Genomic DNA, 21,288 nt, shown 5'->3' on the forward strand with positions numbered 1-21,288 from the left:
GGGAGAGGGTTATCAGCGGGCCGCAAGCGGTCGCTTTCTTTACTGACGAACACCTTCGATCGAGATAATCAGCTCGACGGTTTCCGAAGCCGGGCCGAGATCCATGGAGATATCGAAATCCTTCAGCTTCAGGGTGGTGGTGCCTTCGAAGCCGGCACGGTAGCCGCCCCACGGATCCTTGCCTTCGCCGATGAACTTGGCAGCGATCACCACCGGCTTGGTCACGCCATTGAGGGTCAGGTTACCGGTAACGTCGGCAGTGCCTTCGCCAGTGGACTTGACCGAGGTGGACTCGAAGGTGGCCGTGTCATGCTTGCTCGCATTGAGGAAGTCGGCACTGCGGATGTGCTTGTCACGCTCAGCGTGGTTGGTGTCGACGCTGGCGGTCTTCAGGCTCACGCTGACCTTGCTGGCTTCAGGATTGGCGGCGTCGAAGCTGAACTTGCCGTCGAAATCCTTGAAGGTACCGTAGAGCCAGCTGTAACCCAGGTGGCTGATCTTGAAGTTGACGAAGGCATGCTGGCCTTGCTTGTCGATGGCGTAGTCGGCCGCCATGGCCTGGCCGCCGATCAGAGCGGAGCCCAGAACCAGTGCAGCGAGGGCGTTCTTCAACATGGGGTGTTCTCCTTGCGAGGTTGTCGATCTAGGTGGGCATTGGCCCGGTTATTAATGCGTCAGCGCCCGAACATCCGCAGCAGGGTGCTGTCGCGGTCGATGAAATGGTGTTTGATCGCCGCCAGGCCATGCAGCCCGGCAAAGATCACCAGGCCCCAGGCCAGGTATTCGTGGATCGCACCGGCAATGTCTTCCTGTTGCGCGATACCGCTCAGGGTCGCCGGCACGCTGAACAGGCCAAATACTTCGATACCACGACCATCGGCGGTGGAAATCAGGTAACCGGAGATCATCACGCCGAACAGGCCGAAATAGAGAACGCCATGACCCAGCTTGGAGGCCAGGCGAGTGAGCTGACTATGGCTGGCCAGGGCCGCCGGAGCCGGATTGAACAGGCGCCATAGCACCCGCAGCAGCATCACGACAAACAGCACGATGCCGATGCTCTTGTGCAGATCAGGCGCGCTCTGACGCCACGGGTCGTAGTAGCTGAGCCCCACCATCCAGAAGCCGAGGGCGAACAGACCGAACACGGCCAACGCCACCAGCCAGTGCAGCACGACGCTGACCAGACCATAACGAGCAGAGGTATTGCGCCATTGCATGGAGGGCTTCCCTAATTCAGTGTCCGAGCAAGACTAACGGCAAATATATCGATTTAAAGCGGAAAATTTTGCTATGAAACATCGAGAAATGCGATATCTCATCCCGACGCATTCAAGTCGATGAGCTTAGTACGAAGCCTGCGTGGCAAAGTTCGTCACCTCTGGAGCAGACGGCATATTGCGGCAGACCAACGGTATCGACCGCGTCCCACAGGCCGCTTCTGGTAGGCTGTGCCGCCGAACACAGGGAGATTTCTCATGAGCCTCAATGACCACTGGATGCAACGCGACCTCGACGTGTTGTGGCACCCCTGCACTCAGATGAAGGATCACGAGCGCCTGCCGCTGGTCGCGATCCGCAAGGCCTCCGGCGTATGGCTGGAGGACTTCGACGGCAAACGCTATCTGGATGCAGTCAGCTCCTGGTGGGTCAACGTCTTCGGCCACGCCAACCCACGCATCAACGCGCGCATCCGTGATCAGCTGGAAAATCTCGAACACGTGATGCTCGCCGGCTTCACCCATCAACCGGTCATCGAGCTGTCCGAGCGCCTGGTGCAGATCACCCCGGCCGGCCTGAACAAGGTGTTCTATGCCGACAACGGCTCCTCGGGCATCGAAGTAGCGCTGAAGATGAGCTTTCACTACTGGCTCAACAGCGGCCAGGCGAGCAAGAAGCGCTTCGTCACGTTGAGCAACAGCTACCACGGGGAAACGGTAGCCGCGATGTCGGTGGGCGACGTGTCGCTGTTCACCGACACCTACAAACCCTTGCTACTCGACACGCTCAAGGTGCCGAGTCCCGACTGTTATCTGCGCCCGGAGGGCATGAGCTGGGAAGAGCATTCGCGCGCGATGTTCGCCCATATGGAGCATACGCTGGCCGACCATCATCATGAGGTCGCAGCGGTGATCGTCGAACCACTGATCCAGGGCGCTGGCGGCATGCGCATGTATCACCCGATCTACCTCAGGCTGCTGCGCGACGCCTGCGACCGCTACGGCGTGCACCTCATCCATGACGAAATCGCCGTTGGCTTCGGCCGCACCGGCACGATGTTCGCCTGCGAGCAGGCCGGCATCACCCCTGACTTCCTGGTGCTGTCCAAGGCGCTGACCGGCGGCTACCTGCCGATGGCTGCGGTGCTGACCACCGATGAGGTCTATGGCGCCTTCTATGACGATTACACCACCCTCCGCGCCTTCCTGCACTCGCACACCTACACCGGCAACCCGCTAGCCTGCGCCGCCGCCCTGGCGACGCTGGACATCTTCCGCGATGACCACGTGATCGAGCGCAACAAGGCCCTGGCCGCGCGCATGGCCAGCGCCACCACACACCTGATCGATCACCCTAACGTCGCCGAAGTGCGCCAGACCGGCATGGCCCTGGCCATCGAGATGGTGCAGGACAAATCCAGCAAGGCGGCCTACCCCTGGCAGGAGCGGCGTGGCCTGCGCGTGTACCAGCACGCACTGGAGCGCGGTGCGCTGCTGCGCCCGCTGGGCAGTGTGGTGTATTTCCTGCCGCCCTACGTGATCACTCCAGAAGAGATCGACTTCCTCGCCGAGGTGGCCAGTGAAGGCATCGATATCGCCACACGCTCGTCCGTCAGCGTGGCGGTGGACAACCGTTACCCCGATCATCGCGATCCGGGGTGAGGTGCGCACAGCACACCCTACGGCTAGAATTCGCGCCTCTGTTCAAGGTTGATACGTCATGCGCCTCTCCCGCTTCTTTATCGATGCCCCGCTCTCCCTCGGCCAGCACGAGCTGCCCGAGGCGCAGGCCCATTACATCGGCCGCGTACTGCGCCATGCGGTAGGCGATGCCGTGCAGCTGTTCGACGGCAGCGGTCGGGAATACCTGGGCGAGCTGATCGAGGTGGGCAAGAAGAACGTACGCGTCGAGTTGCGTGAAGCCATCGACGGCCTGGCCGAATCACCGCTGCGTATTCACCTCGGCCAGGGCCTGTCACGTGGCGAGCGCATGGATTGGGCGATCCAGAAGGCCACCGAACTGGGCGCAGCGGAAATCACCCCGATCGTCTCTGCCCGCTGCGAGGTGCGCCTGAAGGACGAACGCGCCGACAAGCGCATGGCCCATTGGCGCCAGGTGGCCATCAGTGCCTGCGAGCAATGCGGGCGCTCGGTACTGCCTGTGATCCATCCGCCGCTGGAAATGGACGCGTGGCTGCAGCGGGCCGAGGCGGATCTGAAACTGGTCTTGCACCCCGTCGCAGCCCCCCTGCAGAGCCACGCGAAACCAAGCGCCCTAGCGATCCTGATCGGCCCAGAGGGCGGCCTGAGCGAGGATGAGGTGACCCAGGCGCTCAACAGTGGTTTCCAGGCAGCACGCCTGGGATCGCGTGTACTGCGCACGGAAACTGCTCCCGTGGTCGCCCTTAGCATCGCCCAACAGCTCTGGGGCGACCTGCAGGCCTAGGATGTCGCGTTGACGTAACAAAATGCGACCTTGGAAGATTGCAAGAAAAGAAGTCTTTGTCATTCTCTGCGCGCCCGATGCACGACAGTCTTACCGGCAAACCGTGCTCGACCAAGTTCGGCACTCTAATGGTGTCGTTCTCCCTTCGAATAACAATCAAGAGGCTTGAGTCTCGCTCAAAAGGCGACCTCATGCCCAGGAGCATTGCATGAACGAACTGGTCTCTACCCTCAATGGGTATGTCTGGAGCTCTGCGCTGATTTACCTGTGCCTCGGCGTCGGACTCTACTTCTCCTTGCGCGGCCGCTTCCTCCAGGTTCGCCACTTCAAAGAAATGATCCGCCTGATGTTCAGCGGCAAAACCGATGAACATGGCATCACCTCCTTCCAGGCCCTGACCATGACCCTCGCTGGACGTGTGGGTACCGGCAATATCGCGGGCGTGGCCACGGCCATCACCTTTGGCGGCCCCGGCGCAGTGTTCTGGATGTGGATGGTGGCCTTCCTGGGCGCCAGTTCAGCCTTCATCGAATCCACTCTTGGCCAGGTGTACAAGGAGAAACTCAACGGCGAGTACCGCGGTGGCCCAGCCTTCTACATCGAGCGCGGCCTCGGCATGAAGTGGTATGCCTGGCTGTTTGCCATCGTTACCGTATTCGCCTGCGGCCTCTTGCTGCCAGGCGTACAGGCCAACTCCATCGCCTCTAGTGCGCATACCGCATTCGGCATGGAACCCACCGTCACCGCCGCCCTGCTGGCCATCCTGCTTGGCATGATCATCTTCGGTGGCGTGAAGCGTATCGCCCACTTCACCCAGGTGGTGGTGCCGTTCATGGCGCTGGGCTACATCCTGGTCGCACTGGTCATCATTCTTCTGCACATCGAGCAGTTGCCGGGCGTAATGGCGCTGATCTTCAAGAGCGCCTTCGGCCTCGAGGCCGGTTTCGGCGCAATCGTTGGCCTGGCCATTCAGTGGGGAGTCAAGCGTGGCGTTTATTCCAACGAAGCCGGCCAGGGAACCGGTCCGCACGCCTCCTCAGCTGCAGCCGTCAGCCACCCGGTCAAGCAAGGCCTGGTGCAAGGCTTCTCGGTCTATATCGACACCCTATTCGTCTGCTCCGCCACGGCGTTCATGCTGCTGATCACCGGCCAGTACAACGTGCAGGCACCTGACGGTACTCCGCTGTTCACCGGCATTGCCGGCGTCGCAGCCGGCCCTGGTTACGTCCAGACGGCCATGGAGAACGTGATGCCAGGCTTCGGTAACATCTTCGTCGCCATCGCTCTGTTCTTCTTCGCCTTCACCACCATCTTGGCGTACTACTACATCGCCGAAACCAACATCGCCTATATCAACCGCAAGGTAAAACGCCCCATTCTGACCCTGCTGCTGAAACTCGGCATCATCGTCGCGACCGTCTATGGCACCGTGCGCAGCGCCACCGTCGCCTGGGATCTGGGTGACCTCGGTGTAGGCCTGATGGCCTGGCTGAACATCATCGCCATCGTGCTGATGCACAAGATTGCCTACAAGTGCCTCAAGGATTATGAGGAGCAGCAGGCGCAAGGTAAGGATCCGGTGTTCGATCCGGTGAAGCTCGGCATCAAGAACGCCGACTACTGGACCAACGACCCGGCCGCGATCAACCTGCGGATCGAGCAGAACGACAGCCTGCAAGGCAATGAGGCCCAGCAACCACGTAACTGATCGTCTGCGCGCAGGCAAGTGAGCCCCGGTATGCACCGGGGCCATCCGCATCCTGTAAGGGCCTCGCCCTTGCAGGATTTTTCACTTCATAGTGGCCAGAATCGTACTCGGCGCGGCCAAGCCAACAACCCTTTCAGGGGAATGAATCGTCGCGGCAATAGCCGTCTGACGAATGACCGGCAGGCATGTCGAATTGGATCAGGCAGCGACGGGTACTCAAACCGTCAGATCAACCCGGCATCCGCCAGCAACTGCTCCAGCCCGACCAGGTCGGGAATCCGCACGACATCCTCACCAACGCGCGCGGCGCCCAATTCCAGCGGCGCCAGATCGACATCGGCCGCAGCCAGATCGTTGCCGACCTTCAAGGAACGCGGAATCCCCTGTACCAACAGGGCGATGAACTTGACCTTGGGCCGCCCGCCCAATGCGTTGATCACCGCCACCCGCGCGCCGCTGGCAACCTTCGCCTGCCCACCACTGGCAGCTTCGAAGGACAACAGTGGCAGACGCAGATCACGCCAGGCGATCTGGCCGAGAAACCAGTCTGGCGTGCCTTCACTGACCTGCGGGGCGCGGTAGGGAATCAGCTCGGCTACCGCGACGTTGGGCAACAGCAGGGTGCGGTCGGCCAGAGGCACTAGCAAGCTGGTGAGGCTGGTAGCGCTGTTCTGGGTGGCGACGGCTTGGCTCATGAGAATGTCCTATACGGGCCAACGGCCCTGTCAGCTGCAGTTTTCCGCAAGATGATTGACCAGGGCTACGGCCAGTTCACGCGGGTCGGCGCTGAAGCTGCTGTAGCCGCCCTCGCGCAGGCTGTCTGGCATACTCGGACTGGCACAGCTGTCGGCGCGCTGAGTCCAGATCACCCCACCCTGGCGCTTGACGTAGGCGGCCGCAGCACTGCCATCACTGCCCATGCCGCTGAAGGCAATTACCCCACACTGGGCACCGAACTGCTGCGCCAGATTGAGCATCATCTGGTCGATGGACGGGCTGTAGGGCTCCGGCCAGCCGCGTTCAGCGACCTGCATGGCACCGTCCTCGGCGAATCCCAGTTCACGTGCGATGGGCGCAATCACCACTTCGCCGCAACGTACCGGATCCCCCTGGCGCGCCGGATTGACGCGCCACTGGCTATGCCGGCCAACCGCCTGCGGCAGCACGGCTTCGAAGCTGGCATCGATATGCTGGGCATAGATGAAGCCGATGGGCAGTCCACCCGGCAGGGCGTCGAGAAACGCCTTGACCGCCGCCGGGCCACCCAGCGAAGCCGCCAGCAACCAGACTTGGCGCGCCGGCTCGCCGGCCTTGAGCGGTGTGTCTGCCAAGGCCTGTGGCAATTCCAGGCGAGCTGGACGCTGCGCCTCGTCAAACAATGCCTGCAGGCTCGGGCCAACCGCCTCCGCCGGATCGCCGACCAGACGCTTGAGCTTGCCGAACAGGCGTCGCTCCCAGCGCGGATAATTTTCAGAATGACGTTCGGGCGCATGGCCTTCGCCGAACAGCACCGGCGCGCTGGCATGCTCCAGCAGGCTGTCAACCAGTGGCGAATCTTCCGACTGAGCCAGATCCACCAGCCACAGGTCGGTCTCGCAGGCGGCCAGGGCGTCCTCGTCGAGACGTGCCGGGTCGCTATTGAGCACCACCTGATAACCACTGCCGGCCAGCGCCTGCTGCAACACATGGCGCTGCAGCGAGGTGTCGGCGATCACTGCAATACGTGCCGCGGTTTTCTCTGTCATGTCCGTTTGACCCGGTGGCTATCCACCAACTGTGCAATGGTGTCGAGCAGCAAGGACTCCTGATAGGGCTTGCCGAGGTATTCGTTGACGCCGATGGCCATGGCGCGCTCGCGGTGTTTTTCACCGGTACGCGAGGTGATCATGATGATCGGCAGATCCTTCAAGCCATCGTCGTGGCGCACCAGGGTGGCCACCTCGAAGCCATCCATGCGCGGCATCTCGATGTCCAGCAGCATGATGTCGGGCTTGTGCTCCTGCAGTTGGGCAATGGCATCCACCCCGTCCTTGGCGGTCATCACGTTCATGCCGTTACGCTCGAGCAGACGGCTGGTGACCTTGCGCACGGTGACCGAGTCGTCCACCACCATGACCAGGGTCGGCCGGTCGATTTCCACCTCTTCGCTGATCGCCACCTGGCGCGAGGCCAGACGTGGAGTCAGCTGGGTCAGCAGGTGCGCGTGCAGCACGCGAATGGTGGCGAGCAGATCGAGAATCACCACCACGCGGCCGTCACCGAGGATGGTCGCACCGGAGATACCGTGCACCCCGGCGAACTGCGGGCCGAGGCTTTTCACCACGATCTCGCGCGAACCGGCCAGGCTGTCCACCTGTACCGCCACGGCGTGTTCGCTGGAACGCACCAGGATCACCGGCAGCGGCAGGCTCTGGCCCACCAGTTTCGGGTGCTGACCATTGTTCAGCAGATCCCCCAGGTACTTCAGCTCGTAGGCCTGCCCGGCGTATTCGAAGCGCGGCGCATCGGGGGCGTAGTATGCCTCAAGCTCGTAGGGCGAAACGCGCACGATACCTTCGATGGTATTCAGCGGGATGGCGTAGAGGTCTTCGCCCGAGTACACCATCAACGCGCGGTTCACAGACACGGTGAACGGCAGACGAATGGTGAAGCGCGTGCCTTGGCCTACAGCCGAATCGATGCTCATCGAGCCACCGAGCTGCTTGACCTCCGAGTGCACCACGTCCATGCCGACGCCGCGGCCGGAAATCTGCGTGACCTTCTCCGCCGTGGAGAAGCCGGCCTCGAGGATGAACTGCAGCACCTCGTGGTCACTGAGGTCGCTGTCGACATCCATCAGGCCACGTTCGATGGCCTTGCGCCGCACGGCCTCCAGGCGAATACCGCCGCCGTCATCATCCAGCGTCAGGACGATATCGCCGCCCTCACGACCGAGGTTCAGGCGAATGGTGCCGGTGTCCGACTTACCTGCGGCGCGGCGCGCCTCGACAGATTCGATGCCATGGTCGACGGCGTTGCGTAGCATGTGCTCCAGCGGCGCGACGATACGTTCAAGCACCGTGCGATCCATTTCCCCTTCGGCGTTGCCGACGACGAACTCGACCTGCTTGCCCAACTCGCCAGCCACCTGCCGGACGATACGCCGCAAACGCGGCACCAGGCGGTCGAATGGCACCATGCGGGTGCGCATCAGGCCTTCCTGCAGTTCGGTGTTGACCCGCGCCTGTTGCAACAGCAGGGTCTCGGCGTCGCGGTTCTTCGCCGCCAGGGTTTCTTTCAGGTCGAGCAAGTCGGAGGCCGATTCGAACAGCGCACGGGAAAGCTGTTGCAGCTGCGAATGGCGATCCATTTCCAGCGGGTCGAAATCCTCATAACCCGCGCGCTCGGCCTCGGCCTGATAGCGGCTGAGAATCTGCGCCTGGGTTTCGGTGTCGAGACGACGCAGTTGGTCGCGTACCCGGTCGATGGTGGCTTCCATCTCACTCAGGGTGAAGCTGACGTCACTGACCTGCTGCTCGACGCGGCCACGGAAGATCGAGGTCTCACCGGCCAGGTTGACCAGGCCTTCGAGCAGCTCGGCCGGTACCTTGACCAGCTCCTGCGGAGCGCGGCGGGCAGCCGCTTCCTGAGCGGCCTCCTGCGCACGCTGCACGAATGGCAACACCTTGGGCGCCTGCACCTGCGACGGCAGCTCACTGGCCGCGACAATCGGAGTGACCAGACTCGGCACAGCGGCTTCAGGCTCGACAGGCTCAGCAGCTGCAGGCGGCTCATCGGCGAGGCTGTCACTGAGCCGCTGACGCAACAGATCGAGTTCCTGTTGCAGCCCCTCGAAACCGGACTGTACGTCGAGGAACAGACTTTCCGGCCACGGAGCCCCCTGTTGCAGGGCCTCGCTGAGATGCTGTTCGAAGTCATGACTCATGTCGCCCAGACGTTTCTGCCCGGCCAAGCGCGCACCGCCCTTGAGGGTGTGCAGGATGCGCAGCATCTCGTCGATGGCATTACCGTCGTCACGATGTTCTTCCCAACGGCCGATGGCCGCTTCCATCGCTTCGAGCAGGTCATCACCTTCCTCCAGGAAGATGTCGAGGATGTCGCTGTCAGCCTCCTCGGTTTCATCGCTCTCGACCACAGCCTTGAGCTGCACTGCCGAGGGCATGCTCAACTGCTCATCGGGGTTGGCGCGAAAGCGCTTGATGGTCTCGATCAGCGCATCACCCGAGGGCACCGGACGCTGGCCGCGAACGGCTTCGAGCATCTCCGCCAGGCGGTCATGGCAGGCCTGCAACAAGGTGAACAGTTCGGGACTGGCGCGCAGGCGGCCGCCACCGAGCCCTTCGTAAAGGAATTCCAGCTCGTGTGCCAGATCGCCGATCTCGCGAATCTCGGCCATGCGTGCACCACCCTTGAGGGTATGCAGGTCACGCTGCAGGGCTTCCAGTTCCAGGCTGTTGTCTACGTCGGCCATCCAGCGCTGCAAGGCAGAGCCGGCGCTATCGATGATGTCGAAACCTTCTTCCAGGAAGATTTCCACCAACTCGGGATCGCGATCCTCATGCCAGCTCGTCGACGCAACGGCTGGCGGCTCGGGCTCGGCGACGGCTTCGCTCAGTGCCGGCAGTTCTTCAGCAATGGGCATCGACAGGGCGTCATCGGATGAGCCCTGCTCTTCATCGAGCGGGATTTCCGCGACCTGATCAAGCCCGCTCTCATCTTCGACCAACGCCAGTGGCGGCAGCTCGTCCTCGTCCAGCTGGACGTCGAGCACCTCCTCAGGCGCATCATCGAATGCCGGCTCAAACTGAACCGCCGCGGCCGACAGACTTTGCGGGCTACCGCCCTGGCGGAACTGGCGAATCGCCTGGATCAGGTCATCACCGGAGACCAACGGCTGACGAGCCTGCAACTGGTCGAGCATCAGTGCCAGGCGATCATGGCTCTGCTGCAGCAGACTGCCCAGTTCAGCGGAGTGGTTGTAACGACGGTCAACCAGCCCTTCGTAGAGCGATTCGAGCTCATGGCCCAGGTCGCCGATCGGGCGGATAGCAGCCATTCGCGCACCACCCTTGAGGGTGTGCAAATCACGCTGCAGCGAGGACAGCGGCAGGGTGTTGTCCGGCTCGCTCAACCAGCGCTCCAGCGCCTGACCGGCACTTTCCAGAATATCGACAGCTTCTTCGAGGAAGATTTCGACCATTTCCTCGTCGAGATCGGCCTCCGCAGGGCTGAAACCGATTGGCGCCTCGGGCTCCACGGCAAGCTCTTCGGCCCGCTCAGAGGAAGCAAGGGCTGCGCTCGGCTCTGCCGTTTCCGGTTCGCTCGACAATGCCTCGAACTGTTCCAGCTCGGCAGTGGCATGATCCAACTCGACCACTTCAAGCCCCTGTGCGCCAGGCGCGAGCAGGGCCAGGGTATCGGGATCGATGGCCTCACTCAGCAGGTCGCGTAGCGCCTGCACGCGTTCGGGCTGAGCCGTAACCTGCAGCGCCGCGGCAACCTGATCCATCATGTCGATCAGCGCTTCGTGAGCTTTTTCCGCCTCGTCGAAGAAGCGTTCACTGACGGCCAGGCTGCCCTCTTCGACGGCACCGTACAGATCCAGTAGCGCCTCGCACAGCTCGTCGATCTGCGGCAGCTCGGCCATCTCGGCACCACGGCCGAGGGTGGTCAGCTCCTCCAGCAACGCGGACAGCTCCTGACGCTCGGACGGATGCTCGCGCCATTTGCGCAGCAGATCCTCGGCATCAAGCAGGATATCCATGCCCTCGGCAAGGAAAATGCTGATCAGTTGGGGATCGCGGCTTTCGCCGCTCTGCGCCAGGCGCTCGCCCTCTGCACTGGCCAGACGCTCATGATGCAGCGCCTGCACACGAGCGAGAAACGCCCCTGCCCCGTCGATGGGCGCCAGCGGTTGGCTCTCCAGGTTTTCCAGACCAACACGGAAAAGCTGTTCAGCGCGGCTGAGCAACTCTGCGGCGCTCAGATCCACCTGAATCAGGTTGGTTTTGAACTCCTTGACCAGCTTCTCCAACGGCGCGGCAATTTCCGCCACCGGCAGGATACCGGCCATGTAGGCACTGCCCTTGAGCGTGTGCAAAGCTCGCTGCAGGTCGTCGGTGACCGGCTGTGGTAGCTCCTGCGCGCAGTCGGCGAGGAAACCCACCAGCGTATCCAGATGGGTTTCCGCCTCGTTACGGAAAATCTCCAGCAACTGCGGATCGAGGGGCTCGCCATCGAGCAGCTCATCGCCAGGCGACAAGGGATCCTCGACGGTGTCGGTAGCGTCGATAACGCCCGCGGGCTCGGCTACCTGTGGGGCGGCCGGGGCGTCAGATTTTGGGGGCGTCAGCCCCTTGGCCAATGCATGCGCGGTGGCAGCCAGCAGATCGACATCGTCACGCTGGCGCTGCGCCTTGGCGGCGAACTCGTCGACCAGCGCCGGCATCAGCGCCACCACGTCGAGCACCACCTGCTGCACGGGCTCGTTCGGCTCGATGCTGCGATCCAGCACGCGATTGAGCAGGTTCTCGATCGACCAGGCCAACTCGCCGATGATCAGCGCGCGCACCATGCGCCCACTCCCCTTGAGGGTGTGGAAGGCACGACGCACTTCGATCAGCGCGTCCTTGTTGCCAGTGTCGGCCTGCCACTGCGGCAGGTACTCGGCGATGGTTTCCAGCACTTCACCGGCTTCTTCGATAAAGACTTCCAGCAACTCTTCGTCAACCGGTTCCTCATCGGCCGGCGGCGGTAGCAGGCTTGGCGGTACATCGGCGGCAGGTGGGTTGATCGCCTGCACGGGGGCGGCCATCACGTCAGCCATCGACAGAGGTTTCTCCGCGGTCGGCTCTTCGAGCTCCAGAGTGGCTTCGGGCAAGCTGGGTAGCTCGACCTCCGGCAACTCCAGCTCGGCCAACTCCAACTCATCCCACTGCGGCGCGGCGTCCAGTTGCTCCAGGCTCAGCTCTTCGAATTCCAGATCGGGTACGGCTTCGACTGTCAGCGACGGCAGTTCGGCGTCAGCCTGCAAAGGCGGCAGCTCTTCGAGTTCACCCAGGTCGAAGGTGAGCTCGTCCGCCGGCTCGCCCAGCGACGGCATATCGCCCAGTTGCGGCTCGGCGTCGAGCAACTCCAGATCACTACCGGCTTCCAGCGGTAATGCGTCCGGTTCGAAGGCCAGCGGCTCTCCGAGTTGATCGTCCTCGGCGCCCAGCAGTTCGATTTCCTGAAGCGGATCGGCCAACGGCGCCAGGGATTCTTGCTGCGGCTCGACGCGATCGAGGACCGACGGTTTTTCCTTGAGTGGATAGCCCAGGGTCTCCAGGCTTTCTTCGGCGACATCGAGGATCAGGTCACCCTGGGTGCCATGATCTTCGGCCAGACGCTCGAGGTAGTACTCGACGCTGGTGATGGCGTCGGCCAGGGTGTCCAGGCTCTGCCAGTTGGGCACGGCCTTGCGCGCCAGCAGCTGTTCCTGAATATAGCGGTTGCAGGCGTTGAGCAGATCGGCCGCGCGCTGCAGCGGGATCATCGCCAATCCGCCACGCACCTGGGTGAGCAACTCGGGCACGCGGGCCAGGTGCTCATGGTTCCACTGCGAGGCGATGAACTCGATGATCGCGTCCTTGGCCTGTTCCAGGCCATTGCGCGCCTCTTTAATCACCAACTGGTGAATCTGCGCCACGTCGGTGGTCGGCAGGTGGCTCTGCTCGTTCTGGTTGTCGTCGCTCGGGCCGACCATGCCGGCCAGCGTGGCTTCGACATAGAGCAGCGCACCGGCGACATCCATCAGTACCGCATCGCTCGGCTCGCGCTGGCCAAGAGACAGGCCATGAATCACGTCGATCTGGTCGAGAATCACTTTGCGCGGCTGGCCGAAGCCCAGTACCGCGAGGGTGTCGGCGATCTGCTTGAGTGGCGCGAGCAAACCGTCCAGCTCACTGGCCTGGCTACGATCACTGCGTACGAACAGATCGAGGCTGTCCTTGACCCGCACCAGTTCTTCGCACAGCGCCGCCACCACCGAGCGCATGGCATCGCGATCAGGGCCGGCCAGGCGGGCCCGCTCCTCGTCCACCACTTCGGTGTCCGGCAGGGCTTCGTCGAGGCGGTATTGTTCCTTCAGGGCACGGATGCGTGGCGATTGCGCCGGCGCCTTGGCCACGTAGAACAGCAGGTTCTTGGTCAGTTCATCGGGAGCGGCCTGGTTGATGCCATCGGCGCCCTGCTCGACCAGACGCTTGAGCTCCTTGTCGACCTGACGCAGCAGGGTGCGCACCGACGTGCCGTTGACCACGCTGCCATTGGCCAGGCCTTCGACCATACCGGAGGCGATCTGCCACAGGCTGCCCAGCGGGGCTTCCTTGCACAGGTTTTCCAGGCGGGCGAAGACGCGCGCCATGTAGCCAAGGTTGGTGGCCAGATCCTGATTACGAATGATGCCGACCAGTGCCATCTGCAGCATCTGCCGCAGCTTGCGCAACAGTACCGGCAGCTCGGCGGTACGCAGGTGTGCCAGGCCACCTTCGGACAACGCCGGCAGACGGACGGACATGTCAGGGGAGAACAGGCTGGTTTCCGACAGCAGCTTCTCGCCGCGAGCGGCGCGCAGATCGTTGAGCAGCGGCAACACGACCATCGGCAGGTCGCGGCGGGCGGTCTGGATACGGTCAAGGTACACAGGCAACTGCAGGATGGCCTGCATCAGCACTTCCAGGGCCTCGCCCTGATTGGCCACGCGACCTTCCATCAGCGCCTTGGCCAGCTGCTCCATTTCCTCGGCGAGCAGAGCGGCGCCGTAGAATTCGACCATCTGCAAGGTGCCGTGAACCTGGTGCACGTAAGTCAGGCAGAAACGCATACGCGTCGGATCCTGCGGGTTCTCGACGAACGCCTCCAGGGCCTGTCGCGCCTGCTTCAGGGTTTCCGCGATTTCGCCTTTGACCCACTCCAGGGCGACATAATCATGCCGATCACCCATAGCCACTCCACTCATAAACTTGGCCTTATCCCTTGCGGGTAAACGCCAGAACTCGCTCGTCGGCAACCGGTACCAGCTCCGGATGCTGCCAACCGGCTACTTCACCCACACCCACCACCAGCAACCCTCCTGGCGCCAGGCTCTCGGCCAGGCGGTTGAGGATGTCGCGGCGACGCCAGCGGCGGAAATAGATCAGCAAGTTCTGACAGAAAATCACGTCCATGCCGGACATCGGCGCCTTAGCCAGTTCCAGCACGTTGAGCCGGGCGCAGCACACCCGCGCAGCCAGGCTCGATACCACCTTGAAACGTCCATCGGCCTGAGCGAGAAAATAGCGCTCGCGCAGATCGTCACTTACCTGCTCCAGGCGGCGTTGCGAGTAGCAGGCCTCACGCGCCTTGCTCAACGCCCCCTGGCTGATATCGGTACCCGTCACGGCGAAATGCTCGGGCAACTCACTGCCCTGCAATGCCTCGGCCGCCAGGATCGCCAGCGAATAGGGCTCTTCACCACTGGAGCAACCCACGCTCCACAATTCCCAGGGTTTACCCAAGCCGGCGGCCAGCCGCTCCTGCAGGTACTGCGTCAGCACCTCGAAGGAGGGCGGATGACGGAAGAAGCGGGTTTCCTGCACGGTCAGACGATCCAGCAGGGTCGACCACTCCACCGCGCCTCGCGGGCCATCGGTGACCTGACGGTAGTAGCTGGCGTAGTCCGTGACGCCCAGTTCGCGCATGCGCGCACTCAGGTTGGTCTGCAGAAACGCGCGCCGTTGCTCGCTGATCACCACACCGGTTCGCGCTTCGAGCAGCGTCTGCCAGTCGTGGAAATCGGCTTGCGACATATCGGCCACCGGGCGCAACGCCCACACGCCCGCTGACTGCATACCTTCGCCCTGGGTCATGGCTGTGTTGCGGTAGCTGCAGCCAGCCACCGCGCTCCTTTATCAGGCGTCTGGCAGGGTGAAGCCGGACACCGACTTGCGCATCTCACTGGCCATCTTGGCCAGGTTACCAATGCTCTTGGCGGTGGCGGTGGTACCCGAGGACGTCTGCGAGGTGATCTCCTGGATCACGTTCATGGTGTTGGAAATGTGGCCGGCCGAAGAGGCCTGCTGACGGGCGGCGTTGGAGATGTTCTGGATGAGGGCCGCGAGGGTTTTCGATACCTTCTCGATCTCTTCCAGTGCCACCCCGGCGTCCTGCGCCAGGCGGGCACCGCGCACCACTTCGGAAGTCGTCTGCTCCATGGAGATAACGGCTTCGTTGGTGTCGGTCTGAATGGTTTTTACCAGCGCCTCGATCTGCTTGGTCGCCGCCGAGGAACGTTCTGCGAGGCGTTGTACCTCGTCCGCTACCACGGCGAAGCCGCGGCCCGCATCACCGGCCATGGACGCCTGGATCGCGGCGTTCAGTGCGAGGATGTTGGTCTGGTCGGCAATGTCGTTGATCAGGCTAACGATGTCACCGATCTCCTGGGACGACTCACCGAGGCGCTTGATCCGCTTCGAGGTGTCCTGAATCTGCTCACGGATGTTATCCATGCCGGTGATGGTGTTGTGTACGACTTCGTTGCCCTTGTTGGCGATCGCTACGGAACGTTCCGCTACCGCGGAGGATTCCGAGGCGTTCGCCGATACCTGGTCAATCGACACGGCCATTTCGTTGATCGCCGCGGAGGCGCCGGCAATTTCCTGCGCCTGGTGCTCGGAAGCCTCGGCCAGGTGCATCGCCGTGGCCTGGGTTTCCTGGGCTGCACCGGCTACCTGAACGGCGGTCAGGTTGATGGTCGCTACCAGGTCACGCAGCTGGTCGATGGAGTAGTTGATGGAGTCAGCGATGGCACCGGTGAAATCTTCGGTTACCGTCGCGGCCACGGTCAGGTCACCGTCGGCGAGGTCGGCGATTTCGTCGAGCAGACGCAGAATCGCCGCCTGGTTACGCTCGTTCTTCTCGGCGGTTTCGGCCAGACGACGGTTGGTCTCGCGCACCATCACCAGGCCGATGAGGATGATCGAACCCAGCGCCAGGCCGCCCAGCACGTAGCCGAACAGGGTGTTGAGGGCACGACCGTCGGCCAGGTCTTCGAAGCCGCTGGCCAACTCGGATGCCTTGTCCAGCAGGGTCTGCGACACGGTGAAGATGGAGTTCGCCGATTCACGCACCTGGAACAGTTCCGGCGAGGTCTCGAGAATCTCGTCCACCGAACCGGATACGAATTCGAACAGCTCGGAAATCTCGGCCAGACGCTCGAGGGCTTCCTCGTCGGTCACCTGGCTGATTTCCATCGCCGCGTTGCCTTCGAGCATCGCCGCCAGTACACGACCGAACAGGCTGGCGTCGCGGCCGAACATGTCGGCGGCCTGTACCGAGTCCTCGTCACCGGCCAGCACCTTGTTCACCGAGCCAAGGATACGTTCGGCCAGCAGCGACTGCCGCTGGGCGACCGATACCTGGGCAGCCGGTGCGCCGCTTTCCAGCAGGATGTCGACCACTTCCTCGTACTCGACCTGCAGCTGCGGAATGGTTTCCGCCAGGGTGGCGGCTACCTGGTGCAACGACAGTACGGTCTGCTCGCTGGCGAGAATGGCGTCGGTGTTCTGCCTCAGGCTGTCCCAGTCCTGTTGCACGGCGGCCATCTGCGCCTGCACCGACTCGGGTGCCGGCGGCAAGCCGCTGCTGGCATCGCCGTCGGTCAGGTAACCCCAGCGCTGCTGGAAGTCGTTACGGGCATCGCGCAGCAGGCCGAAAGCTTCGGCGGTACCCGCCGCGGCCTCGGTGGCGTTCTTGGCGATACGCTGGGACAGTACGCGCAGCTCACCGGAGTGGCTGATGTACTCGGTATCGTAGTTGGACTGGGTGTTGATGTAGGCGAAGTTCGCGAACAACAGCACGATGGAAACGATGAGCACGACGAACAGCGCCGCGATCAGCGTGCTACTGCGTGCCCCGACCAACAAATTGCCTGCATTGAATTTTTTCATTATCTGGCCCCCGCCTGGACCGACCGCACTACGGTTCCCATGTAACGCCAAAGGGTCGGAAGAACCGACCCAACCGAAAATCTATTAATAGGCAACATCGAGAAAGCCCGGATCCGCCGTCAACGCATGAGGGCTGAACACCAACCAGGGCTGTTCCCGTTGAAAGACTCCGTGGATAAACGGCGCAATGCTCGCCTCGAGAGGCGGCAGTTGTTCTGAAAATGCATCCACGGGGAAATGTTGCATGCCGAAAACTTCGTCGACCGTCAGGCCAGCGAAGATTTCCTGGTGGTCGACCACCAGAATTCGCCGCAGCTTGCGCAGCGGCGACAGTTCATTGCCGAAGAATCCACACAGATCCATGATCGGCAGCAGGCGGCCACGCACGTTGGCCACCCCTTTGACCCAACCCTTCACCCCCGGCAGCAGGGTGTAGCGTGGTTCATGCAGGACTTCACCCACTTCCCCCATCGGCGCGACGAAGAATCGCTCGCCCATGCGAAAACCGATACCGCTCCAGGTTTGCACCGCCGCCTGTTGCGACGGCAAACCGGCCGCCAGGGCTCGGCAACGCTGGTCGATCTCGAAGAGGATCTGGAAAGGAGTCTGCGCGTCCGACATGCCAGCCGTGGCCTTCTTCTTATTTAATACGCGGACGGCACGGCATCAGCCGGCCAGAACCGCATTGAGGGTTTTCAGCAAGGTATCTTCGTCGACCGGCTTGGTCAGGTAGTCCTTGGCGCCCTGGCGCTTGCCCCAGACCTTGTCGGTTTCCTGATCCTTGGTGGTGACGATGATCACCGGGATGTGGCTGGTTTCGGCGTCCTTGGTCAGTTGACGAGTCGCCTGGAAACCATTGAGGCCGGGCATGACGATGTCCATCAGAACCGCGTCCGGCTTCTCCTGGCGGGCCAGGGCCACGCCGTCGGCGCCGTTTTCCGCTTTCAGTACCTGATGGCCGTGCTTTTCCAGCATGGCGGTCAGCTTGTACATCTCGGTCGGGGAGTCATCAACAATCAGAATTCGAGCCATGGTGTTTCCCAATACAGAAGTGGCGCGCAGGCCCTGAGGCCATCACGTCAGGAGGCTTGTTCCACCGGAGTGAAGTCAGGCACGTGGGCTTTGATCGCACCGAGCAACTCTTCCTTGCTGAAAGGTTTGGTCAGGTATTGATCGGAACCGACGATGCGTCCCTTGGCTTTATCGAACAGGCCATCCTTGGAGGACAGCATGATCACCGGAGTGGATTTGAAAGCACTGTTGTTCTTGATCAGGGCACAGGTCTGATACCCATCGAGACGCGGCATCATGATGTCGACAAAGATGATGCTGGGGTGAGTGTCGGCAATCTTGGCCAGGGCATCGAAGCCATCGACCGCGGTGATGACGTCACAACCCACTTTTTTCAGCAGAGTTTCCGCGGTGCGACGAATCGTTTTCGAATCGTCGATCACCATCACTTTCAAACCCTCGGAATGCTGTTCCATTTTCGCCCTACCATCGCCTCGGTGAGTCGTTATTTTCGCGTTATCAGTATGCCTGAGGCCCAGTCGCCGATGGGTCTTGACCCAATCGTCGGGCCTTTTTAGCACACTCTCCACATGCAAGCTATAAGCCCGCCAGAGCAGCTCCAGCCCTTGACCAAGACCCCGGTCGACGCCACCCTGACAAGCCTCGTTCGGTGCAACTACCGGGCCTTTGCCCTCTATCTCGCGGAGAGTTACCCCCATGAGCCTTCGTCTCGGGATCGTCATGGATCCGATTGCCAGCATTTCCTTCAAGAAGGACAGTTCGCTGGCCATGCTGCTGGCCGCTCAAGCACGCGGCTGGTCGCTGTTCTACATGGAACAGCAGGATCTCTACCAAGCCCGCGGCCGAGCTCGTGCTCGCCTGCGGCCTTTGGAGGTGTTCAACGATCCTCAACGCTGGTTCGCCCTTGGCCCCGAGCAGGACACGCCGCTCGCCGAACTCGACGTGATCCTGATGCGCAAGGATCCGCCCTTCGATAACGAATTCGTCTACTCCACCTACCTGCTCGAGCAGGCTGAGCGCGACGGCGTACTGGTGGTCAATCGGCCGCAGAGTCTGCGCGACTGCAATGAAAAGTTCTTCGCCACCCAGTTTCCCCAATACACACCTCCGACCCTGGTCAGTCGGCGCCCCGACATTCTGCGCCAGTTTGCCGATGAGCACCGTGACATCATTCTCAAACCCCTGGATGGCATGGGTGGTTCGATGATCTTTCGTCACCGCGAGGGCGACCCCAACCTCTCGGTGATTCTGGAAACGCTGACTCAGCACGGCCAGCAGCAGATCATGGCGCAGGGTTACCTGCCGGCCATCAAGGACGGCGACAAGCGCATTCTGATGATAGACGGCGAACCGATCCCCTACTGCCTGGCGCGTATTCCCGCAGCCGGCGAGACCCGCGGCAACCTCGCCGCCGGCGGGCGCGGCGAAGCTCGACCACTGACCGAGCGCGACCGCGAGATCGCCGCCGCCGTCGGCCCGACTCTGCGCGAAAAAGGACTGATCTTCGTCGGACTCGATGTGATCGGCGAGCACCTGACGGAAATCAACGTCACCAGCCCGACCTGCATTCGCGAAATCGATGCCGCCTTCGACACCCGTATCGGTGAGCGCCTGATGGATTGCATCGCGGCAAAGCGCGGATCGTAGGGCGGGTGCAACCCGCCACTGCCTGGCCGGCGGGTTGCACCCGCCCTACGCCAGCATCACCAGCATCACCAGCATCACCAGCATCACCAGCATCACCAGCAAACTTGCCATAAAGCTTGACGCAAGTGGCAGCCTGGCGCTTCAGGCTTGCAGCCTGAAGCGCCGCGCCGCAGACTGCGCGTCATTCGAAAGCAGACTCGATACGTCATGAACGCAGCAGCCACCCCTCCCGCCATCTCCACCGCCGACGTTCGTCCGGCGGATCGCCTGGGGTTTACGCTTTTCCTGGCCACAGCGCTGCATATTGCCCTGATACTGGGCGTCGGCTTCACCCTCGAGCCACCGCCGGAAATCAGCAAGACGCTGGAAATCACCCTGTCTACCTTCAAGAGCGAAGAAAAGCCCAAGGAGGCTGACTTCCTCGCCCAGGACAATCAGCAAGGCAGCGGTACCCTGGAGCACGCGGCGGCGCCCAAGACCACCGAGCAGGCACTGTTCCAGGACAGCGAGGTGCGCAAGGTCACCCCGCCCGCCACACCGCAGCAACCGGCCACCAAGCCGGAAGCACCGAAGGCTGCAGTCGCTACCCGCGCCCCGCAACAGCAGAAGACCCCGGTAAAACGGGAAGAGACCAAGCCCGTGCCGCAAGCCCGGCCAGCCCCGGTATTCGACTCAGCGCAACTCTCGGCGGAGATCGCCAGCCTGGAAGCCGAGCTGGCCCAGGAAGTTCAGGCCTACGCCAAACGCCCGAAGATCCATCGCCTCAACGCCGCGTCGACCATGCGCGACAAGGGCGCCTGGTACAAGGACGAGTGGCGCAAGAAGGTCGAGCGTATCGGCAACCTCAATTACCCGGACGATGCCCGTCGCCAGCGCATCTACGGCAGCCTGCGCCTGCTGGTGTCGATCAACCGCGATGGTTCTCTGTACGAAGTGCAGGTGCTTGAATCCTCCGGCCAGGCGGTTCTCGACCAGGCCGCACAACGCATCGTGCGCCTGGCCGCCCCCTACGCCCCCTTTACCGGTGACCTGGCCGACATCGACCGCCTGGAAATCATCCGCACCTGGCGCTTCGAGCGCGGCGATCGGTTGTCGAGCAACTAGTCCGGTACACGCGGCGCACCTTACGGCGCTCTTGAAATCCGGGAATTCCCTCACCGCACCCGGATTTCATCCGGGCTACGTGCTGGCACCAGGAACGATCATCGGGTCGGCCAGCCCCACAGCTGAACAGCCCTATGGCTTGAAGCCCAGCTGCTTAAAGCCGAA

At 62.4% G+C, this 21,288-nt stretch carries 15 protein-coding genes; 5 read left to right on the forward strand and 10 right to left on the reverse strand.

Annotated elements, in window-relative coordinates; genetic code table 11:
- Positions 1-39 precede the first annotated feature (39 nt).
- Together C7A17_RS07910 and C7A17_RS07915 are read right to left on the reverse strand one after the other, a co-directional pair.
- On the reverse strand, positions 40-615 hold the full coding sequence (locus C7A17_RS07910) for a YceI family protein (protein WP_106737522.1): 576 nt from the start codon (positions 613-615) through the stop codon (positions 40-42).
- Positions 616-674: 59 nt separating this feature from the next.
- The gene (locus C7A17_RS07915; protein ID WP_106737523.1) at positions 675-1,220 is read right to left on the reverse strand and encodes a cytochrome b; all 546 of its coding nucleotides are present in this window, start codon (positions 1,218-1,220) and stop codon (positions 675-677) included.
- A gap of 258 nt (positions 1,221-1,478) precedes the next feature.
- On the opposite strand from C7A17_RS07915, the gene C7A17_RS07920 reads away from it, so the two are divergent.
- The 3 genes from C7A17_RS07920 (at position 1,479) to C7A17_RS07930 (ending at position 5,374) form a co-directional block, all read left to right on the forward strand.
- On the forward strand, positions 1,479-2,882 hold the full coding sequence (locus tag C7A17_RS07920) for an adenosylmethionine--8-amino-7-oxononanoate transaminase (protein WP_106737524.1): 1,404 nt from the start codon (positions 1,479-1,481) through the stop codon (positions 2,880-2,882).
- Positions 2,883-2,940: 58 nt separating this feature from the next.
- A complete protein-coding gene (locus C7A17_RS07925) occupies positions 2,941-3,666 on the forward strand; it encodes a 16S rRNA (uracil(1498)-N(3))-methyltransferase (protein WP_106737525.1) in 726 nt (241 codons plus the stop codon).
- Between the two features lie 208 nt (positions 3,667-3,874).
- Positions 3,875-5,374 (forward strand): alanine/glycine:cation symporter family protein, encoded by a 1,500-nt coding sequence (locus tag C7A17_RS07930; RefSeq protein WP_106737526.1) that lies wholly within the window; start codon positions 3,875-3,877, stop codon positions 5,372-5,374.
- Between the two features lie 224 nt (positions 5,375-5,598).
- Here the strand turns inward: C7A17_RS07930 and C7A17_RS07935 are convergent, their stop codons facing one another.
- From C7A17_RS07935 to pilG, 8 genes are all read right to left on the reverse strand, one after another.
- Positions 5,599-6,069 (reverse strand): chemotaxis protein CheW, encoded by a 471-nt coding sequence (locus C7A17_RS07935; RefSeq protein WP_106737527.1) that lies wholly within the window; start codon positions 6,067-6,069, stop codon positions 5,599-5,601.
- Between the two features lie 30 nt (positions 6,070-6,099).
- Positions 6,100-7,119, reverse strand: a complete 1,020-nt coding sequence (locus tag C7A17_RS07940) for a chemotaxis protein CheB (protein WP_106737528.1) — start codon at positions 7,117-7,119, stop codon at positions 6,100-6,102.
- Positions 7,116-14,357 carry an Hpt domain-containing protein gene (locus C7A17_RS07945; protein ID WP_106737529.1) on the reverse strand — a complete coding sequence of 2,414 codons (7,242 nt, stop codon included), beginning with the start codon at positions 14,355-14,357 and terminating at the stop codon, positions 7,116-7,118. The genes C7A17_RS07940 and C7A17_RS07945 overlap by 4 nt, the downstream gene beginning before the upstream one ends.
- Before the next feature lie 25 nt (positions 14,358-14,382).
- A complete protein-coding gene (locus tag C7A17_RS07950) occupies positions 14,383-15,243 on the reverse strand; it encodes a protein-glutamate O-methyltransferase (RefSeq protein WP_106742803.1) in 861 nt (286 codons plus the stop codon).
- Between the two features lie 60 nt (positions 15,244-15,303).
- The gene (locus tag C7A17_RS07955) at positions 15,304-17,340 is read right to left on the reverse strand and encodes a methyl-accepting chemotaxis protein (protein ID WP_106737530.1); all 2,037 of its coding nucleotides are present in this window, start codon (positions 17,338-17,340) and stop codon (positions 15,304-15,306) included.
- Positions 17,341-17,424: 84 nt separating this feature from the next.
- A complete protein-coding gene (locus C7A17_RS07960; RefSeq protein WP_106737531.1) occupies positions 17,425-17,961 on the reverse strand; it encodes a chemotaxis protein CheW in 537 nt (178 codons plus the stop codon).
- A gap of 45 nt (positions 17,962-18,006) precedes the next feature.
- Entirely contained in the window at positions 18,007-18,372 is a 366-nt protein-coding gene (gene pilH / locus C7A17_RS07965; protein ID WP_013713612.1) for a twitching motility response regulator PilH, read from the reverse strand.
- A 47-nt stretch (positions 18,373-18,419) separates the two neighbouring features.
- Positions 18,420-18,827 carry a twitching motility response regulator PilG gene (gene pilG, locus C7A17_RS07970; RefSeq protein WP_003458788.1) on the reverse strand — a complete coding sequence of 136 codons (408 nt, stop codon included), beginning with the start codon at positions 18,825-18,827 and terminating at the stop codon, positions 18,420-18,422.
- Positions 18,828-19,068: 241 nt separating this feature from the next.
- On the opposite strand from pilG, the gene gshB reads away from it, so the two are divergent.
- Together gshB and C7A17_RS07980 are read left to right on the forward strand one after the other, a co-directional pair.
- Positions 19,069-20,019: a glutathione synthase gene (gene gshB, locus C7A17_RS07975; protein WP_106737532.1), complete on the forward strand. Its 951-nt coding sequence runs from the start codon at positions 19,069-19,071 to the stop codon at positions 20,017-20,019.
- 207 nt (positions 20,020-20,226) lie between these two features.
- Entirely contained in the window at positions 20,227-21,123 is an 897-nt protein-coding gene (locus C7A17_RS07980; protein ID WP_106737533.1) for an energy transducer TonB, read from the forward strand.
- The last annotated feature ends 165 nt before the right edge of the window (positions 21,124-21,288 follow it).

The organism is Pseudomonas mendocina (assembly GCF_003008615.1).
Taxonomy (GTDB): Bacteria; Pseudomonadota; Gammaproteobacteria; order Pseudomonadales; family Pseudomonadaceae; genus Aquipseudomonas; species Aquipseudomonas mendocina_C.

Coding starts and splice junctions, on each gene's coding strand:
- C7A17_RS07910 (WP_106737522.1), bottom strand. CDS start 615: ATGTTGAAGAACGCCCTCGCTGCACTGGTTCTGGGCTCCGCTCTGATC.
- C7A17_RS07915 (WP_106737523.1), bottom strand. CDS start 1,220: ATGCAATGGCGCAATACCTCTGCTCGTTATGGTCTGGTCAGCGTCGTG.
- C7A17_RS07920 (WP_106737524.1), top strand. CDS start 1,479: ATGAGCCTCAATGACCACTGGATGCAACGCGACCTCGACGTGTTGTGG.
- C7A17_RS07925 (WP_106737525.1), top strand. CDS start 2,941: ATGCGCCTCTCCCGCTTCTTTATCGATGCCCCGCTCTCCCTCGGCCAG.
- C7A17_RS07930 (WP_106737526.1), top strand. CDS start 3,875: ATGAACGAACTGGTCTCTACCCTCAATGGGTATGTCTGGAGCTCTGCG.
- C7A17_RS07935 (WP_106737527.1), bottom strand. CDS start 6,069: ATGAGCCAAGCCGTCGCCACCCAGAACAGCGCTACCAGCCTCACCAGC.
- C7A17_RS07940 (WP_106737528.1), bottom strand. CDS start 7,119: ATGACAGAGAAAACCGCGGCACGTATTGCAGTGATCGCCGACACCTCG.
- C7A17_RS07945 (WP_106737529.1), bottom strand. CDS start 14,357: ATGGGTGATCGGCATGATTATGTCGCCCTGGAGTGGGTCAAAGGCGAA.
- C7A17_RS07950 (WP_106742803.1), bottom strand. CDS start 15,243: ATGCAGTCAGCGGGCGTGTGGGCGTTGCGCCCGGTGGCCGATATGTCG.
- C7A17_RS07955 (WP_106737530.1), bottom strand. CDS start 17,340: ATGAAAAAATTCAATGCAGGCAATTTGTTGGTCGGGGCACGCAGTAGC.
- C7A17_RS07960 (WP_106737531.1), bottom strand. CDS start 17,961: ATGTCGGACGCGCAGACTCCTTTCCAGATCCTCTTCGAGATCGACCAG.
- pilH (WP_013713612.1), bottom strand. CDS start 18,372: ATGGCTCGAATTCTGATTGTTGATGACTCCCCGACCGAGATGTACAAG.
- pilG (WP_003458788.1), bottom strand. CDS start 18,827: ATGGAACAGCATTCCGAGGGTTTGAAAGTGATGGTGATCGACGATTCG.
- gshB (WP_106737532.1), top strand. CDS start 19,069: ATGAGCCTTCGTCTCGGGATCGTCATGGATCCGATTGCCAGCATTTCC.
- C7A17_RS07980 (WP_106737533.1), top strand. CDS start 20,227: ATGAACGCAGCAGCCACCCCTCCCGCCATCTCCACCGCCGACGTTCGT.